The organism is Microcoleus sp. PH2017_05_CCC_O_A (genome assembly GCF_020738785.1).
GTDB lineage: Bacteria > Cyanobacteriota > Cyanobacteriia > Cyanobacteriales > Microcoleaceae > Microcoleus.
On record NZ_JAEQCB010000017.1, the window covers coordinates 1 to 15,374 of the forward strand.

Annotated in this window: 13 protein-coding genes; 8 read left to right on the forward strand and 5 right to left on the reverse strand. The window is 45.3% G+C overall.

Features of this window, described 5'->3' with window-relative positions; translation table 11 throughout:
* Positions 1-197 precede the first annotated feature (197 nt).
* Positions 198-2,966, reverse strand: coding sequence for an HAD-IC family P-type ATPase (locus tag JGK20_RS05540; protein ID WP_293192333.1), 2,769 nt, complete (start codon positions 2,964-2,966; stop codon positions 198-200).
* Positions 2,967-3,449: 483 nt separating this feature from the next.
* On the opposite strand from JGK20_RS05540, the gene JGK20_RS05545 reads away from it, so the two are divergent.
* A complete protein-coding gene (locus JGK20_RS05545) occupies positions 3,450-4,472 on the forward strand; it encodes a cysteine peptidase family C39 domain-containing protein (protein WP_293176961.1) in 1,023 nt (340 codons plus the stop codon).
* A gap of 243 nt (positions 4,473-4,715) precedes the next feature.
* On the opposite strand, the gene JGK20_RS05550 is transcribed toward JGK20_RS05545, so the two are convergent.
* Complete coding sequence (locus tag JGK20_RS05550; RefSeq protein ID WP_293229697.1) at positions 4,716-5,759, reverse strand: isochorismatase; 1,044 nt, start codon at positions 5,757-5,759, stop codon at positions 4,716-4,718.
* A gap of 200 nt (positions 5,760-5,959) precedes the next feature.
* Here JGK20_RS05550 and JGK20_RS05555 point away from each other — a divergent pair, with 200 nt between their 5' ends.
* Together JGK20_RS05555 and JGK20_RS05560 are read left to right on the forward strand one after the other, a co-directional pair.
* A complete protein-coding gene (locus JGK20_RS05555) occupies positions 5,960-6,691 on the forward strand; it encodes a TVP38/TMEM64 family protein (RefSeq protein ID WP_293191436.1) in 732 nt (243 codons plus the stop codon).
* Positions 6,692-6,707: 16 nt separating this feature from the next.
* Positions 6,708-8,243 carry a mercuric reductase gene (locus JGK20_RS05560; protein ID WP_293229700.1) on the forward strand — a complete coding sequence of 512 codons (1,536 nt, stop codon included), beginning with the start codon at positions 6,708-6,710 and terminating at the stop codon, positions 8,241-8,243.
* A gap of 166 nt (positions 8,244-8,409) precedes the next feature.
* Here JGK20_RS05560 and JGK20_RS05565 read toward each other — a convergent pair whose 3' ends face one another.
* The 3 genes from JGK20_RS05565 to JGK20_RS05575 all read right to left on the reverse strand — a co-directional run bounded on the left by JGK20_RS05565 (position 8,410) and on the right by JGK20_RS05575 (position 11,151).
* Positions 8,410-9,006, reverse strand: a complete 597-nt coding sequence (locus JGK20_RS05565; RefSeq protein ID WP_293197192.1) for a Uma2 family endonuclease — start codon at positions 9,004-9,006, stop codon at positions 8,410-8,412.
* 104 nt (positions 9,007-9,110) lie between these two features.
* Positions 9,111-9,959 (reverse strand): AAA family ATPase, encoded by an 849-nt coding sequence (locus tag JGK20_RS05570; RefSeq protein WP_293176971.1) that lies wholly within the window; start codon positions 9,957-9,959, stop codon positions 9,111-9,113.
* 106 nt (positions 9,960-10,065) lie between these two features.
* Positions 10,066-11,151, reverse strand: a complete 1,086-nt coding sequence (locus JGK20_RS05575; RefSeq protein WP_293176973.1) for a T4 RnlA family RNA ligase — start codon at positions 11,149-11,151, stop codon at positions 10,066-10,068.
* Positions 11,152-11,343: 192 nt separating this feature from the next.
* Here JGK20_RS05575 and JGK20_RS05580 point away from each other — a divergent pair, with 192 nt between their 5' ends.
* The 5 genes from JGK20_RS05580 (at position 11,344) to hemC (ending at position 15,129) form a co-directional block, all read left to right on the forward strand.
* Entirely contained in the window at positions 11,344-11,904 is a 561-nt protein-coding gene (locus tag JGK20_RS05580) for a hypothetical protein (RefSeq protein ID WP_293176975.1), read from the forward strand.
* Between the two features lie 158 nt (positions 11,905-12,062).
* Complete coding sequence (locus JGK20_RS05585) at positions 12,063-13,067, forward strand: hypothetical protein (protein WP_293191440.1); 1,005 nt, start codon at positions 12,063-12,065, stop codon at positions 13,065-13,067.
* Positions 13,068-13,137: 70 nt separating this feature from the next.
* A complete protein-coding gene (locus JGK20_RS05590; RefSeq protein WP_293210913.1) occupies positions 13,138-13,374 on the forward strand; it encodes a type II toxin-antitoxin system prevent-host-death family antitoxin in 237 nt (78 codons plus the stop codon).
* The gene (locus JGK20_RS05595; protein WP_293210911.1) at positions 13,371-13,808 is read left to right on the forward strand and encodes a type II toxin-antitoxin system VapC family toxin; all 438 of its coding nucleotides are present in this window, start codon (positions 13,371-13,373) and stop codon (positions 13,806-13,808) included. The genes JGK20_RS05590 and JGK20_RS05595 overlap by 4 nt, the downstream gene beginning before the upstream one ends.
* A gap of 349 nt (positions 13,809-14,157) precedes the next feature.
* Entirely contained in the window at positions 14,158-15,129 is a 972-nt protein-coding gene (gene hemC / locus JGK20_RS05600; RefSeq protein ID WP_293176980.1) for a hydroxymethylbilane synthase, read from the forward strand.
* The last annotated feature ends 245 nt before the right edge of the window (positions 15,130-15,374 follow it).

Consider the following 15,374-nt stretch of genomic DNA (forward strand, 5'->3'; position numbering starts at 1 on the left):
GAAGTTGGTGCATTTGGCTTTTGGTATTTTAAAGTCCCAAAAGCCTTTCGATCCAACTTATTTACTTGCTACCCCTTGACAGATCAAGACAGTATCTACCCGATCGCAAATTATACAAAAACGAATCAACCGGAATTGATATAAAACCGAGAAACCGGGGTTCTTCAAGAAACCCGGTTTCTGAAAGCCCGGTACTGTTAATTGGGCGGATCGAAGCGGTTGACAGATAGCGCAACACCGATCATTGGTAGGGCGACGCCGAAGCAAATCAGCCACTGATCTAGGTTCATTGGAGCTGTCTCGAAGATGCGATTGATAAACGGAGAATTAGCAAAGATAATCTGCAAAATTACAGCTACGACAATGCCGACACCGAGGGCGGGAGCTCCGCTAACTTTTTCCTGAGAACCGCTAAATTTAGCCATCAAAGAAGGTAACAATTGGCTGAGACTCAGTAGGTAAAAAATTCTGCCCATTACTAAAGCTTGAATCGCCATTGTTCGGGCTAGTGGCAAAGTTCCCCAATCGGCTTGACGCACCCATTCAAACATTCCGAAAATTATTGTCCAATTGTACAGAGAAATAGCTAAGATGCGTTTGATCCGATTTTCAGTCAGGAAAGGTTCGTTGACTGGGCGCGGCTGCTGTTTCATCACTCCGGGAGACTTGGGCTCGAAAGCAAGGGGCACAGTCATGGTGATCGAGTTGAGCATATTCAGCCAGAGGATTTGTAGCGACAAAATCGGCAATTCTCGGCCGAGTAGAGTGCTGAGCAAAATTGTCATTGATTCTCCGCCGTTGACTGGGAGAATGAAGCTGATGGATTTAAGTAGGTTTTTGTAGACCGATCGCCCTTCTTCTACCGCAGATTCGATCGACGCAAAGTTATCATCGGTCAAAATCATGTCGGCGGCTTCCTTAGAAACCTCCGTACCGCTACCCATTGCGATGCCGATATCGGCTTGTTTGAGGGCGGGGGCGTCGTTAACGCCGTCTCCTGTCATCGCCACAATTTCGCCTTTTTGCTGCAAAGCTTCTACGAGGCGCAGTTTTTGTTCTGGGGCGACGCGCGCAAAAACTGAGCCGGCTTCTACGGCTTCGGCGAGGGCATTTTTGTCCATGGCGGCGAGTTGGGCGCCGGTGTAGGCTACAAGTTCTCTATTGTGTTTGGTTTTGCGGAATCCCATGCGGCGGGCGATCGCCCTGGCGGTAGCGATGTGGTCGCCGGTAATCATTTTAACTTGAATGCCGGCGGTTTGGCAGGCTTGGACGGCGGCGATCGCAGAGGCCCGCGGCGGGTCGATCATGCCTTGGAGTCCGAGGAAAACTAGCCCTGATTCTACGTCTGAGTGAGCAACGGATCCCTGTTCGTGGGGAACGATTTTTTTAGCAAAAGCTAGGACGCGCAAGCCTTGATCGGCCATTGCATCGACTTGGTGGTGGATTTGCTGGCGATCGACTTCTGTCGAATTTCCTTCAGTGTCGAGACTCTCAGCGCAGCGGGTGAGAATTGATTCGACGGAACCTTTGACATACAAAATTTTGTCGCTTGTCGGAGTTCGATGCAGTGTCGCCATGTATTGAAACTGAGATTCAAAGGGAATTGAATCGAGGCGCGGCATGGATTTTTCCAAGACTTGCTGGCTGAGTTCTGCTTTTTTACCTGCTGCAATTAAAGCTCCTTCTGTCGGATCGCCGACGACAATCCAATCATTATCTTTGAATTCTAAATGAGAGTCGTTGCAGATCATTCCGGCTTGCAAACATTCTTGCAAAGCTGGAGATTGATTGACACTAATTGGTAGTTGGTTGAGTTCAATGTCGCCTTCTGGACTGTAACCTGTACCTGTAACGGAGTAGGATTTGCCACCAGAATAGATTTCTTGCACTGTCATCTGATTTTCTGTCAAAGTTCCGGTTTTGTCAGAACAAATGACTGTGGCGCCGCCGAGGGTTTCTACTGCGGGGAGTTTGCGGACGATCGCGTGTTTGGCGGCCATCCGGGAAACACCGACGGCGAGGGTGACGGTAATGACGGCGGGGAGGCCTTCGGGGATGGCGCCGACGATGAGGGCGACTGCTGGTTCGACTGCTTCTTTAAAGGCTGAAACTCCGGCTGGGACTGGTCGCCCTAAACGCACTGCAAAGGTCAAGGTTGCCATTGCGAGGACAAATAGCAGCCAGTTTTGACTGAATTGATTAAATTTGCGGGTGAGGGGCGTGGTGAGGTCGATGTGGCGATCGAGCAATTGGGAGATTTTGCCGGTTTCGGTTTTATTGGCGATCGCAATTACGATACCGCTACCTTGGCCGAAGGTAACAAAACTGCCAGCATAGGCCATGTTATCGCGTTCTGCGAGCGGCGTTTCTTCTGGCAAAACCAAGTTTCCCGCCTGTCCGAGTTGTTTTTCAACAGCAACGGATTCGCCTGTAAGTCCAGATTCATCTATTTGCAAGTCGCGGACTTTCACTAAGCGCAAATCGGCGGGTACTTTGTCACCGGAAGTCAGGGTTACTAAGTCGCCCACAACAAGTTCTTTTGAGGGAACTCTTAATTTCTTGCCACCTCGAATGACTGTGGCTTCTGTGGTAACAGCTTTAGCTAGGGCATCGATTTTTTTCTCAGCCCCAGCTTCTTGGATGAAACTGATAATAGCGTTGGTAGTTGTTACGCCCCAAATTACGCTGGCATTCAGCCATTCTCCAATCAGTGCTTTGATTAAACCGGCACTCAGTAAGATTATCAGGAGGGGTTGGTTAAATTGCAGTATAAATTTTAACCAGGCTGGTTTCCCTGCTTTAACTGTTAGTTCGTTTGGCCCGAATTTTTGTTGGCGACTGGCTGCTTCTGCTGGATCGATACCGTTTTCCAGATTGGTTTCTAATTGAGTTGCAACTTTGGATCTTTCTAAGTAGTGCCAATATTGCTCTGCTACGTCTACATCGTTGGCGGCTTTTGCTGGCATAATTTTTCCTGGATTTTTGTTGTTTGGCGAGCTTTCTTTTATCGATATTGAATCAGCGCGCTCAATACAACTCCTCGCTCGTTGGAGCGTGAATATATTGAGCGACAAGAGGGTTGATTAATTGTTTGAAGGCGTTTTGACTTCAATCTATCTTACAGCAGATGTGTCTGTCTTTGCCAATTGGTTTGGGAAATTCTTTTCGGTGCTAAATCTTTTTTGGGAGTTTTCCGAACAGGTAAAAAAAGCTACTCAACTTCTTGACAGATGGCAAGTTTTAGGTTGTATAGATTCCTGAACAATTTAGCATAAACAGTTTGATTTCCGTACTCTGTAACTGTCAACTATCCACTGGTATATGTCTTCCTTGTCTTGTTTATTTGGCAGTTTTCTGCTGTGAGATTTTCCGACTGTCGCCCTGCGCCCACGGGCGATCGCGAGTGCGCGCGTGTTACAACCTAGGCTAAGGAACAAAATTGTGATCTCATGGAAATAGTGGTAACGCTGCTGCTGGGTTCGGCGCTGTTTGTCTGGGGAATGCGCGCAGGAAAGGCGTTAGTGCGATCGGGAGTGACGGCTAACGATCTGTTTAAGGGCCGAAACTCGATCGCCCTGCTGTTTTTGGGTTTTTACTTTGGCTTGCTGCTGCTGGCGTTAAATCTGCCTCAAATGCCTGTTTTGCCGATCGAGTGGCGATTCCATGGGATGCGAGTAACTTGGACTCTGCTGCGGGTGATGCTGATGGGAGTCTGCGGTATTGGGTTTACTGTAAGTTGGTTGACGGCGCGATCGCAAGTAATCGCAGTAATTTTAATTGGCTTGTTGGGATTGGGAGGATTTACCGGTGCTGAATCGTATTTTATGGCACCAATTTATGCTGATTTAATCGATAATTTGCAGCCAAACGGTGTATTTCGGCAAACATCTAGCAGCAGTTGTGCGCCTGCGGCGCTAGCAACCGTGTTGAGGCGTTGGGGAATCGAGGCGACGGAATCAAGCGTAGCACGTTTGGCGGGCACAAGTCTCTTGGGTACTTCGATGCCACAATTGATTGTAGCAGCGAGGGCTTTGGGTGTAAGTGCAGTGGAACTGCGGCCGACTTGGGAGCAAATTCAGCAAATTAATCGCCCTGGAGTGTTATCGGTTTGGCTGTTTGACGGCCCTCGGAAGTTACCGCACGCCGTGGCTTTGCTGGGAATGAATGACAGTGTAGCAGCGATTGGAGATCCGGCGCGGGGCAGGATTTTCTATTTAGACAGGGCGACTTTTGCTTATGTTTGGCGCGAGGAGTACGTGCCGATTTTTCGTGCTACGGATATGTTGTTAAGTGACAAACAGGCTGTTAATTATTTGACTAAGTTAGGATATAATTCTGGGAATTTAACAGCAGATGTTGAGCGCTTTCAAACAGACAAAAAAATGAAAGTCAGCGGCAAATTAGATAGAATGACTGAGTTAATGTTGAGCGGCCCTTTCTTGGAAGGAGTGCCGAGATTGGATGGAAAATAGTTATAAAAAATACCGCGCTCAAGTTTGTAGTGAGGACTTCAGTCCTCTTAAGTTTCTGAGGACTGAAATCCTCACTACAAACCCGGGCTTTTAGCGATATTTCCTAATATTATAAAGAGCGCTGAAGCGCAACTACGTACCTAATTTATCTAACGACAATAAAACCACCCTGTTTTTTAAGGGGGGGGTTAGGGGAATCGGTTTTCAGTTAAGCGTATTATATCATAGCATTCATCAAATATCTCACAAACAAATACCAGACCAACTATCAATTGACTGAGTAGATTTAACCACATTCATCCCCGCCTGCGCGAATCTTAAAAAAGCCGCATCTGCTTGTTCAGTAAAATCAACAACACCAGGAACAACCACCGGCGAAGTACAATCTTCCAACAAATAAACCTTCCTAGCCAACATAGAATCCCGCGCCACAATTTCAGTCAACAAATCATCAATCGTCCAAGCAACACAATGACTCTTCGCTTGTCCCGCAATAATTACTGCATCAAACTCTAACAACTTATCAATAAACGCAGCATTTTTATGAGCAATCGGATTTCCGTCGGCCCCATCTAACACTTCCGGCTGCAAAACCGAATAGTTTTCAGTTAAGGGATTCCCACCTTTAATCTCAAAAAGTGCTTGACTGTGGCGCGCCATACTGTGAAAAAATATCGCTTCTTCCACCGCAGAAACCAGGGCGTGTCCAATCCCACCCAGCATCGAGTGATACGGCCAAATTGTCAAGGGAAATTTGCCATTGTCGCTGAGTTTCTGTACGTAGTGAAGGCAGTGTTTTTGTAGTTCCGCATAATTCCCGCCCGCGATGCTATCGGCGACGGCTGGGTTGACTTTCCAAATTCCTTGCTGCACATCTTCCAGAGTAATTAATGTGGCGGCGGGAATGGGGTTTTCGCCTGCATCATCGATCCAAAATATGGGATGAAAAATTTGCATGGCGGTGTGCGTATCCATTGTCGGCGCAATCGTGGTAATTGCGTTTAAGTTGCGGTAGATGAATTCGCATAGGCGCAGGTTGTCATCAACAGCACCGCTACCGGAACGCCCGCCGACAAATAGTTCAAATTCCGGTACGCAAAATGTATTTTGGGCATCAATTATTAGCAAACAAATTCGCTTTTCGTCGCTAGCTGCTGGCTGAATACTATGTTTTAAAGCCCAATTATTAGCTTCATTCGCTCTTTCTTGATAGGGAACTCGCCAGATTTGACTGATTTTATGGGCATCGAAATATTCTGGAATTGGGAGTTGTGTTTTTGTGGTCATGGTTGATATGTTCAACAGTTGACAGTTGACAGTTGACAGTTGACAGTTTGAGAGCTACCTCTACCTAGAAGGAAGAGGATTGGAGTAATGAATATTCTGATTTTAATTTCTCCCTCAAGGGGAGAGGCTTTCAACCAATTCTTTCTGGTAAGTTAACAACTGCTATATAATGCTGGTATCTATTTATTTATCGGTCAATTATGGAGCCAGAAGCAAGTCAGATTTCTAGCAGCTATACTTTTAAAAGCAGATTGTTGTTTTTGTCGATCGCCCTTGCAGTCCCTCTGTTAATTGTAGCAACTAGATCCGCCTACGTTCAAGGACTGTTAAGAGCCGTTTTAATCCAAATTGAGCATTTAGGCGTCTGGGGCCCGATCGCCTTTATCGCTACCTACAACTTCGCTACGATACTATTTATACCTGGTTCCGTGCTGACCTTGGGAGGCGGAGTGCTGTTTGGGCTGTGGTGGGGTTCGATATACGTGTTAATCGCCGCCACCTTAGGGGCGACCTTTGCTTTTCTGATCGGGCGATACCTGTCGCGCGATCGCGTGGTAAAATATATGGAAGCTCACCCAAAGTTTCAAGCCCTCGATCGCGCCGTTGCTAAAGAAGGATTAAAAATAGTCTTTTTAACTCGTCTTTGTCCTTTATTTCCGTTCAATTTATTGAATTACGCTTTGGGGATTACTCAGGTTTCTTTGAAAGATTATGTATTAGGTTCCTCCGGCATGATTCCGGGAACCGTGATGTACGTTTACTCAGGTTCTTTGGTAGGAAATATTGCTGCTATATGTACGGTAAATCAGCCTGCAAATCCTCAAGCCGAACTTGTAAAATGGTTGATTAATATCATCAGTTTTACGGCTGCTGTCGCCGTCACCGTCTATATAACTAGGATTGCTCGCAAAGCTTTAGATGAAACTATTTAATTAGGAAGATTTGCTCATGTCGCAGTCAAAAGTCGATCGCGTAACAGTCCCCCCGATGGACGAATACAACCAAAAATTAGTCTCCTACTTGCATCCGCCGGATTGGGTAAACCCGCAGCCCGCTAGCAGCTACAACTTAGTAGTAATTGGCGCGGGCCCCGCCGGATTAATTGTGGCTGCGGGCGCGGCTGGCTTGGGTGCAAAAGTGGCTTTGATTGAAAAACATTTGATGGGCGGCGACTGTTTGAATGTCGGTTGCGTGCCTTCAAAATTACTGATTCGATCGTCTCGTACTGTCGCCGATATTGGGGAAGCAAGTAAATTTGGGGTTAGCGTTCCTAACGGTACAGAAATTGATTTTTCAGCCGTAATGGCAAGATTGCGGCGGATTAGGGCGGGAATTAGCGATGTTGATTCTGTGGAACGCTACCAGCACACTTTAGGAGTGGATGTTTTCCTAGGTTCCGGTCGCTTTACTAGCAATTCTACCATAGAAGTTGCAGGTCAAACTCTTAAATTCAAAAAAGCAGTAATTACCACAGGCGCAAGGGCGCTAGAACCGCAAATTCCCGGTTTGAAGGAAGCTGGATATTTGACAAATGAAACTGTATTTAACCTCACAGAAAAACCTCAGCGTTTGGCGGTAATTGGCGGTGGGCCGATCGGCTGCGAATTAGCCCAATCTTTTCGGCGCCTGGGTTGCAAAGTCGTGTTGCTGCACAAAAATGCTCAGATTTTGGACAAGGAAGATGTCGATGCTGCTACCATTGTGCAGGAAGCTTTTGTCAGGGAAGATATTCAATTAATTTTAGACTCAAAAATAGAGCGCGTTGAACAAACAAATGCAGGCAAAGTAGTTTATTATCAATCTCAAGGTAAGGAAGCGTCGGTAACGGTAGATGAGATTATTGTCAGCGTAGGGCGATCGCCAAACGTGGAAGGATTGAACCTAGAAACTGTCGGCGTGGAGTACGATACAGAAAAAGGCGTCTTTGTCAACGACAATTTGCAAACAACCAATCCCCGCATTTACGCCGCCGGTGACATTTGTATGAAGGATAAATTTACCCATGCTGCTGATTTTGCCGCCAGAATGGTCATCCAAAACACCCTATTTTTCGGGCGCAAAAAGCTCAGCACTTTGACGATACCTTGGTGTACTTATACTAGCCCAGAGGTGGCGCGCGTCGGAATGGGCGATCGAGAATTGCAAGCCGCGGGGATTGATGTCGATACGTTTTTGATTCCTTTCGATACAGTCGATAGAGCAATTATAGATGGTGAAGATGAAGGTTTTGTGAAAATTCACGTCAAGAAAGGCAGCGATAAAATATTAGGTGCAACTATTGTGGCGCGACACGCGGGAGATATGATTAGCGAGATTACTTTAGCAATGGTAAACAATATTGGTTTAGGAAAGATTGCTAGTGTCATTCATCCGTATCCGACGCAAGCCGAAGCAATTCGGAAAGCAGGAGATGCTTACAATCGTACTCGCTTGACTCCGTTTGTAAAAAATTTGTTCAATAAATGGCTGGCTTGGACGCGGTAAAAAATGCCATTATAATTTACGCACAAATTGTATCTAATCTTGTGGGATGGGCTTCTAGCCCGTCCGAAACATAAAAGTTAAAGGTGAAACAAATTATGTATGTTGATGTTTCTTGTGGGATGGGCTTCTAGCCCGTCCCGAATATGCAATTTAAATGTGAAATAGCCTATTTTTCAGTTTCTGTTTCCGTTTCTATTTCAAAAGTAACACCTTCATACAAAAGTTCGATCGCCAATTCAAATTCAATGCTTGACAAAGTTACAATCTCTCCAGCACTATAAGAATAGTAAAGCCACATTTTACCCTCACCCCGACAGTAACGTTCAACGGAGATTTTTTCAGAATCAATCAAGATATACTCTTGTAAAGTCGGAATTTTCAGGTAAGCCGTGAATTTTTCATCCCGATCCTTACCACTTGTACCGGGCGAGAGAACTTCCACAATTAGTTTCGGATGTTGAATAAACTTGCGCGCATTCATATCTTCAGGATCGCAACTAACTATCACATCCGGGTAATAGTAACGGCTGCGAGGACTGACTTGCAATTTAACATCTGACACGTTCGCGCGACAACCTCTAGAACGCAGATGAGGGCGCACAGCCGTGTAAAAATTAAGTGCAAGATCGTTATGGGGAATTGTACCGCCAGTCATCGCAAAGACTTCGCCGTTGACATATTCGTAGCGAATGTCTTGTTGCGCTTCCCATTCGAGATATTCCTCGAAGGTCATCCTTGGGGGTTGTTGGGGAATAGCTATCATATTGACAGTTGACAGTTGACAGTTGACAGGTAAAATTTGGATTCAATCTTACTTCGATTGTAGCATCACGGCCAGGGCGATTTATCGCCCGAATCCATCCTTCGTTAAAAATCCCCTTCATCTACTTGAAATACAGTCAATCCCAACGATCGCCACATATCAACCACCTGCTGGCGATCGTCCAATACAAACTTAACATTATATTGCCCTGCAATCTGCTGCCGATAGATTTCCTCCTTCATAATCGCATCCTTCCTCATATCCCCAGTTTTCCGCATATAGAGACCTGCATAATTCACCTCGTATTGCCGCAACCATTGTTCAGTCTGAGGTTGACAGTCATCGGTTCTGCCCGATACTACGATAATATTAACGCTAGACTGCCACTTGCGGATGGTATCTAGGACAGGCTGATTCGGTAAATCGCGATCGCACTTTGAAGCATCAAAAGGATTTCTACCATTGAGAAGCGCTAATGTACCGTCCATATCTACAAGAATTGCATCCGGCAAATCCGGGTTATATTCCGGCGGCGCAACCGGAACCCGCACGTACTTATTGTACATCTTCATTATCACATCTTTACCCACCGAATTCAGCCTTTTCAAATCCCGTTTAATACACTCCTCCACCGGAACTTGCAGGAAAGAATCATTAACTTCAACGATGGCTTTACCCTTAACCAACTCTTTGATATGTTCGATATGCGGCCCGAAATTAGTATCGTCCACAATCACGTGCTTGCCACTTTCCAAAGCCATCAGAATAATCGTATCTCTCAACTGCACAATAAACTTTTCATTCGCCGGAGACCAATGAGAAGCGTGAGCCATTTCTCGAAGTAAATCTTTATTGCTACGCACCCATCTTGCAGGTTCAGACAGCAGCAATTCTCTCGCAAATAGAGATTTTCCAGAAGCAGGTAAGCCGACAAGTACAATAACTCTTTTCATAGTAATGGGTAATGGATAATTGGTAATTTGCAACTTAATTCTTTAGTCCGCGGAGGCGGACTTTGTTTGTGTAGTAGCGGTTTCAACCGCCGATTCTCTGCGAACCTCACAAACCTAAATTGATATAATCTAAACCCAATAACTCCTCTATCTTATGAATCGTAACATCGCGGAGAGCTTCTTTCACTCCCGCAACCCTGCGAGCCCGCAAAGAAAACAAAATCCCAGAATATGGCAAATGTTTGACAGCGAAGGCAAAATCTTTCTGCACTTCGATAGATTCGTGCTGTCGGTAAAGCTCCTCGATTTCTTGAACTAACAATTCATATTTACTCTTAACTTTTTGATACAAGTCAATCCACTCGGGAAAATAAGCTAAAAACTCTTCTCCTTCATTAGTCAAAACAATTTCGATCATCCGCCGCGTCGAAAACCCTTCGCGAAGGTGGGAAATCGCCACATATTGCGGAGACTTAACCTTAACTCGGTTGAAGTTAGCATCGCAGATAATATACCCTTCTAAATCCATTGGATCTAAATGTTGAGCTGCTTCGATAACTTCTTTCCAGCTAGTTAAAGGATACGAATTGACTACTTTCCAGACATATCTGTTTGCCCAGAAAAGGGGATCTGTTTCTCGCAAGGTTTCAGTATTGCGAACCCCGTGCAGCACGATATCATTGTTTTTTTGCTGAACAACTATTCTATTATAAGGTGTCATCAACTCAAAGATAAAACACTCATCGGTTGCTTCCGGTAATTCATAGCCCAATTCTTTCCAGACTTTCCAAAACAGTTCGGCAAAGCTAAATCCAAAACCATTAACTTCACCCGCTGCATCGGGAGTGCCGCTAGATTGCACTCTCCATTCTCCCTGATAAAAATACAGTACAGTCAGAGAACCGTCTAACTTTTCATAAACTTTGGCGTGACTCCAATCAATCGCTGTGGCGTGGCCTTCCCCGTAATTAAAAAATTTGTCGTAGGGATAAGAAACTATTTCCCAGTTTTGAGATGAATCTAAAATAATACCTCGACACTGCTGGACTATTTTTTCGCCCAGCGGGGATTCTATCTGCGAGTATTTCAGGCAGACTAGATGAGGATATTGGCGGTGGCGGGTAACTTTGATATGATAAGTTTCGCACAAAGTTTCTAATCCGTGCTGGCGTAAATACTCTTGCAGTTCCACGTTTGACTCCTAAATTACTCGCCTTCTCTATTTTATCGGAAATTGCATATTTCCGTGCATTTGTAAAGAAAATTTAAACTTGCTTTTTTCCTGAATGCCTGTTGTGGCTTTTGTATTTGGGAGTTGTGTTGTAAATTAAGTGAACACGCTTGGGTGCCAAACTGGACTGTTTCGACATTGAGGACGAAAATAGTGAACAATAAATTATTACTTTTGGCGACTTCTGCGTGCGTATTGACTGCTTTAGTACCTGTATCGCAAGTTTTCGGTGCGGGCAAGTTGCCGCAGATGCTGGCGGAAACAAAGCCTGTTGCTAAAGCTGATGCTGCCGTGCCTGTAAGTGAAATTTTGCCAAAGTTAAAAGGCAAAACGCAAGTACCTATTTTTATCCCCAGCTTGGTTCCTGTTTCGCAGAAACTTTACTATCGAACCCAAAGTAAACCCGACAGCTATATTGTTTCTATGGAGTTTACAGCAGATTGCAAAGGTACGGGCGCTTGCACTTTTGGGGAAATTAGAGGTCAAAAAGGTGGTGAGTTTTCTACTAAAATGGAAGGGGTAACTAAGACATTAAAAACTGTTCAACTTGCGGGCGGAGTGAAAGGAAATTTTCACGACGGTTGCGGGGCTTACTGTACGGCTAATCTTGAGTGGAAAACTCAGGGTTTTATGTATACTCTAGCCATTAGAAATGGAGGTGAAGCAGATTTAATTAAGATTGCAAATTCTGCTATTCAAGCTGGTAAACGCTAAGATAATTTGCGATTTTGTAGAGAAACGAAGCAATTTTAGTCCTGGCGATTGCTTCGTTCCTCGCAATGACAGAGAATATTATATATTTTGGGAGCCTTGAAACCAGTTAAGCTGGGGAAGCAAGAGAGAATGGTTGTGATGTCTACAGGGAAATCAGGATGAGGGGAAAAGGACTATTTTGGGCGATTTTTGCTGGTGTGGTGACTGCTTTGCCGATCGCACTTTTGACGCCCAACTCCGCGTTAGCACGTCCAGAAGTGTCTGTGACAGAAATTCGCTGGTTTAATTATACTTCCAAAGATGGCTGGCAATCCATCCAATTTATTGTGCCCGATCGCAATACTGCACAATCTACCAGCAGCCGCAAGCTGCGCCCCTACGACGTTCATCTTGCCAAGATGTTCGAGATTTCGCGTTTTTTGTGCGATCGCGATCGCACTTCTGAAGGTTACAATTGGTCTTACCAAGCCGAAAATGGCAACATTGACATGGGAATCTTCAAAATTAGCTGCGAGAAAGCCCGTTCCACCGCCATAACTTACGGATTAGGCAAACTCGAAAATACAGTCATTCGCCGCAACTTCGATCAAAAAGACGGCCGCCCTTCTCTTGCAGTTGTAAAATATTCAATTCCCACTCTGAACGTTGCTAAAAATAGAGTTTTACAGTGGAGAGATTATGTCCAAAAGTTTCCCCCAATCCCCAATAAGTCAGGTACAAATCAAGCTAAAACTCGTTTTCCTGTAAGTAACATTTTTGGGCAAATCAAAGGCAAAACACGAGTACCAGTTTTTCTGCCGAGTATGCTTCCTCTATCGGATACTCAGCAACTTGATTTTGATATCAAAGCTGGCTCCCACGGCTACATTGTTGGAATGTATTTCGGCAAAGGATGTCGCGGGGGAGCCTGTACTTTCGGCACAATTGAAGCGAAAAGAGATGAACCGATTTCGCCTCCTTCGCAATTGCCGAGAGATACTTACAGAAGTATTGAATTAGCAGGCGGAATGAAGGGAACTTATTTCAATAGTTGCGGTAATTACTGCATTGCTTCTGTTGAGTGGCAAAGGCTGGGGGTGTTGTATCGAGTAAGTCTCAAAAACGGACGGCAGTCAGATGTTGTTGCGATGGTAAATTCTGCACTTCAAGCAGGACAACGTTAATACTATTTTCGATTTTCGATTTTCGATTCCATTTGATGTACAATTTAATTGTACCTAAAAAACTAATAAGATGCCTGCGATTAGCGTTGAAGAAGCCAAGCAGAGTCTGCAAGATATCTTGGAAAAGGTGGCAAAAGGAGAAGAAGTGACAATCGTACAGGAGGGCAAAGTAGTAGCTCGTGTAGTCCCGCCCCTATCCAAGGAGCAGCGGTTAGCTAGGCGTAAAGCATTCCGAAACTCCATTAATGTCAAGGGCGAACCCCTGAGCGCAACAGTCATTAGGCTAAGGGAGGAAGCACGGTATTGATTTATATAGATACCAGCGTTCTTGTCCCCTTCTATTTACCAGAAGCTCTCAGCGATGCTGTTGATGAATTACTGAGGATTGAAGACAAACCTGCACTAAGTCAATTAGTTGAGGTGGAATTGTTTTCAGCAATTGCCCGCAAATTGCGAATGAGAGAAATTTCTGCTGAAGAGGCAAGACAAATAGCGCTCGATTTTCAAACTGACTTGGATGAAAATTTTTATACTCGCATCCCGTTAGAGCCCATTCATTACAATTTAGCTCGCGATTGGATTAGTCGCTTTGAAGTACCGTTGCGTACTTTAGATGCACTACATTTAGCAGTAGCAAGTTCTAATCAGTTGCTTTTGGTTACTGGCGATGAGGCTCTGGCTCGCAGTGCTCAGACTTTAGGAATTGAAGTTCAGTTATTGATTGCTGTAACTGAGAGCTAAAAGTTCGATCGCAATTACATCGCCCTTTTCCCCTCCTGTCTATATTTCTCTCTCCAAATCCCGCCACCTTTGAGCTAACTCTGCCGCCGGCTTCTACCGCGTTCATCCGCATTAACTCTAGGAAAATCATACATCCTCGGCTGCCTTTGGCTCGAAATGCCGATCGACTCAAGCCACCCAAGCCAACGCAAAATTGGAAACACCCTTAAAGCTCGCTGCTGCCGATCAATATCTGGTATTACTATTTTATCGCCCGAATTGTCCCAACCAGCAATTAAAGTCCCCACCTGCGGTACGCTAGATCAGGTGAATATACTGGCTCATTTCAAGCTATCCTGCGATCGATCTTATGTCCCCAACCACATCTGCCCCTTCCCGAACCGTCCGCATCGGTTCCCGCAAAAGCCAACTCGCCCTCGTTCAAACCCACTGGGTGCAAGCAGAATTACAGAAACGCTTCCCGCAACACACTTTTGAAGTCCACACCATGTCCACCCAAGGGGACATAATTCTTGATGTCGCCCTCGCTAAAATCGGCGACAAAGGACTTTTCACCAAAGAATTAGAAACGGGAATGCTGAACCGTGAAACGGACTTTGCCGTGCATTCCCTCAAAGATTTACCGACCAACTTACCCGAAGGTTTAATATTAGGATGTGTCACCGAACGGGAAAATCCCGCTGACGCCCTGGTAGTTCACTCCAAGCACAAAGACAAGCAACTTGACACCCTCCCCGAAGGTGCAGTAATCGGCACTTCTTCCCTCCGTAGGCTGGCTCAACTGCGGCACCATTTCCCTCATTTTGTATTCAAAGATATTCGCGGCAATCTCAATACTCGACTCGCTAAATTAGATGATGGCGGTTACGACGCGATTATTTTAGCAGTTGCCGGACTCGAAAGATTGGGAATGGGCGATCGCATCCACCAAGTTATCGATCCTGAAATCTCCCTCCACGCCGTCGGACAAGGTGCTTTGGGCATCGAATGCCGCGCCGGAGATCCAGAAATCCTGGAAGTTATTAAAGCTCTCGAACACTCCGAAACCGCCCAAAGATGTCATGCTGAACGCGCATTTCTGCGGGAATTAGAAGGCGGCTGTCAAGTACCCATTGGCGTCAATACCAATATAGAAAACGGTCAATTAACATTAACTGGAATGGTATCCAGTCTCGACGGCCAGCGATTCGTCAAAGATACTGTTTCCGGCGCAGCCGAGACTGCTGAAATGCTGGGAATAGACCTCGCTCACCGCCTGCGCGCCCAGGGAGCGAGTGTTATTTTAGAGGAAATCTTTGTCGAAGTTCAACGCGGTTCATAAATGCGATCGACATCTGTTTTTCACGGCTTTGAGACGCGATTTATCGCATTTGGTAAAATAAAAATAACTGGCGGTTCGCTTTTGTTTTGACAGGTACAATAGCAGTCTGATTGTAGATTTTAGATGGTGATTTTAAATAAAATTGCCAAATTCACAAATATCTGACTAATTTAGGATGCTCCGCAGGATGTTGAGAAACCTGGTTTATGGATAGATACCTTGCTGTAAAGCCCAGGATTTTTCGT

What these genes read in the sequence shown, in the direction of transcription:
- JGK20_RS05540 (WP_293192333.1), bottom strand. Translation starts at nt 2,966, where the DNA reads ATGCCAGCAAAAGCCGCCAACGATGTAGACGTAGCAGAGCAATATTGG.
- JGK20_RS05545 (WP_293176961.1), top strand. Translation starts at nt 3,450, where the DNA reads ATGGAAATAGTGGTAACGCTGCTGCTGGGTTCGGCGCTGTTTGTCTGG.
- JGK20_RS05550 (WP_293229697.1), bottom strand. Translation starts at nt 5,759, where the DNA reads ATGACCACAAAAACACAACTCCCAATTCCAGAATATTTCGATGCCCAT.
- JGK20_RS05555 (WP_293191436.1), top strand. Translation starts at nt 5,960, where the DNA reads ATGGAGCCAGAAGCAAGTCAGATTTCTAGCAGCTATACTTTTAAAAGC.
- JGK20_RS05560 (WP_293229700.1), top strand. Translation starts at nt 6,708, where the DNA reads ATGTCGCAGTCAAAAGTCGATCGCGTAACAGTCCCCCCGATGGACGAA.
- JGK20_RS05565 (WP_293197192.1), bottom strand. Translation starts at nt 9,006, where the DNA reads ATGATAGCTATTCCCCAACAACCCCCAAGGATGACCTTCGAGGAATAT.
- JGK20_RS05570 (WP_293176971.1), bottom strand. Translation starts at nt 9,959, where the DNA reads ATGAAAAGAGTTATTGTACTTGTCGGCTTACCTGCTTCTGGAAAATCT.
- JGK20_RS05585 (WP_293191440.1), top strand. Translation starts at nt 12,063, where the DNA reads ATGAGGGGAAAAGGACTATTTTGGGCGATTTTTGCTGGTGTGGTGACT.
- JGK20_RS05590 (WP_293210913.1), top strand. Translation starts at nt 13,138, where the DNA reads ATGCCTGCGATTAGCGTTGAAGAAGCCAAGCAGAGTCTGCAAGATATC.
- hemC (WP_293176980.1), top strand. Translation starts at nt 14,158, where the DNA reads ATGTCCCCAACCACATCTGCCCCTTCCCGAACCGTCCGCATCGGTTCC.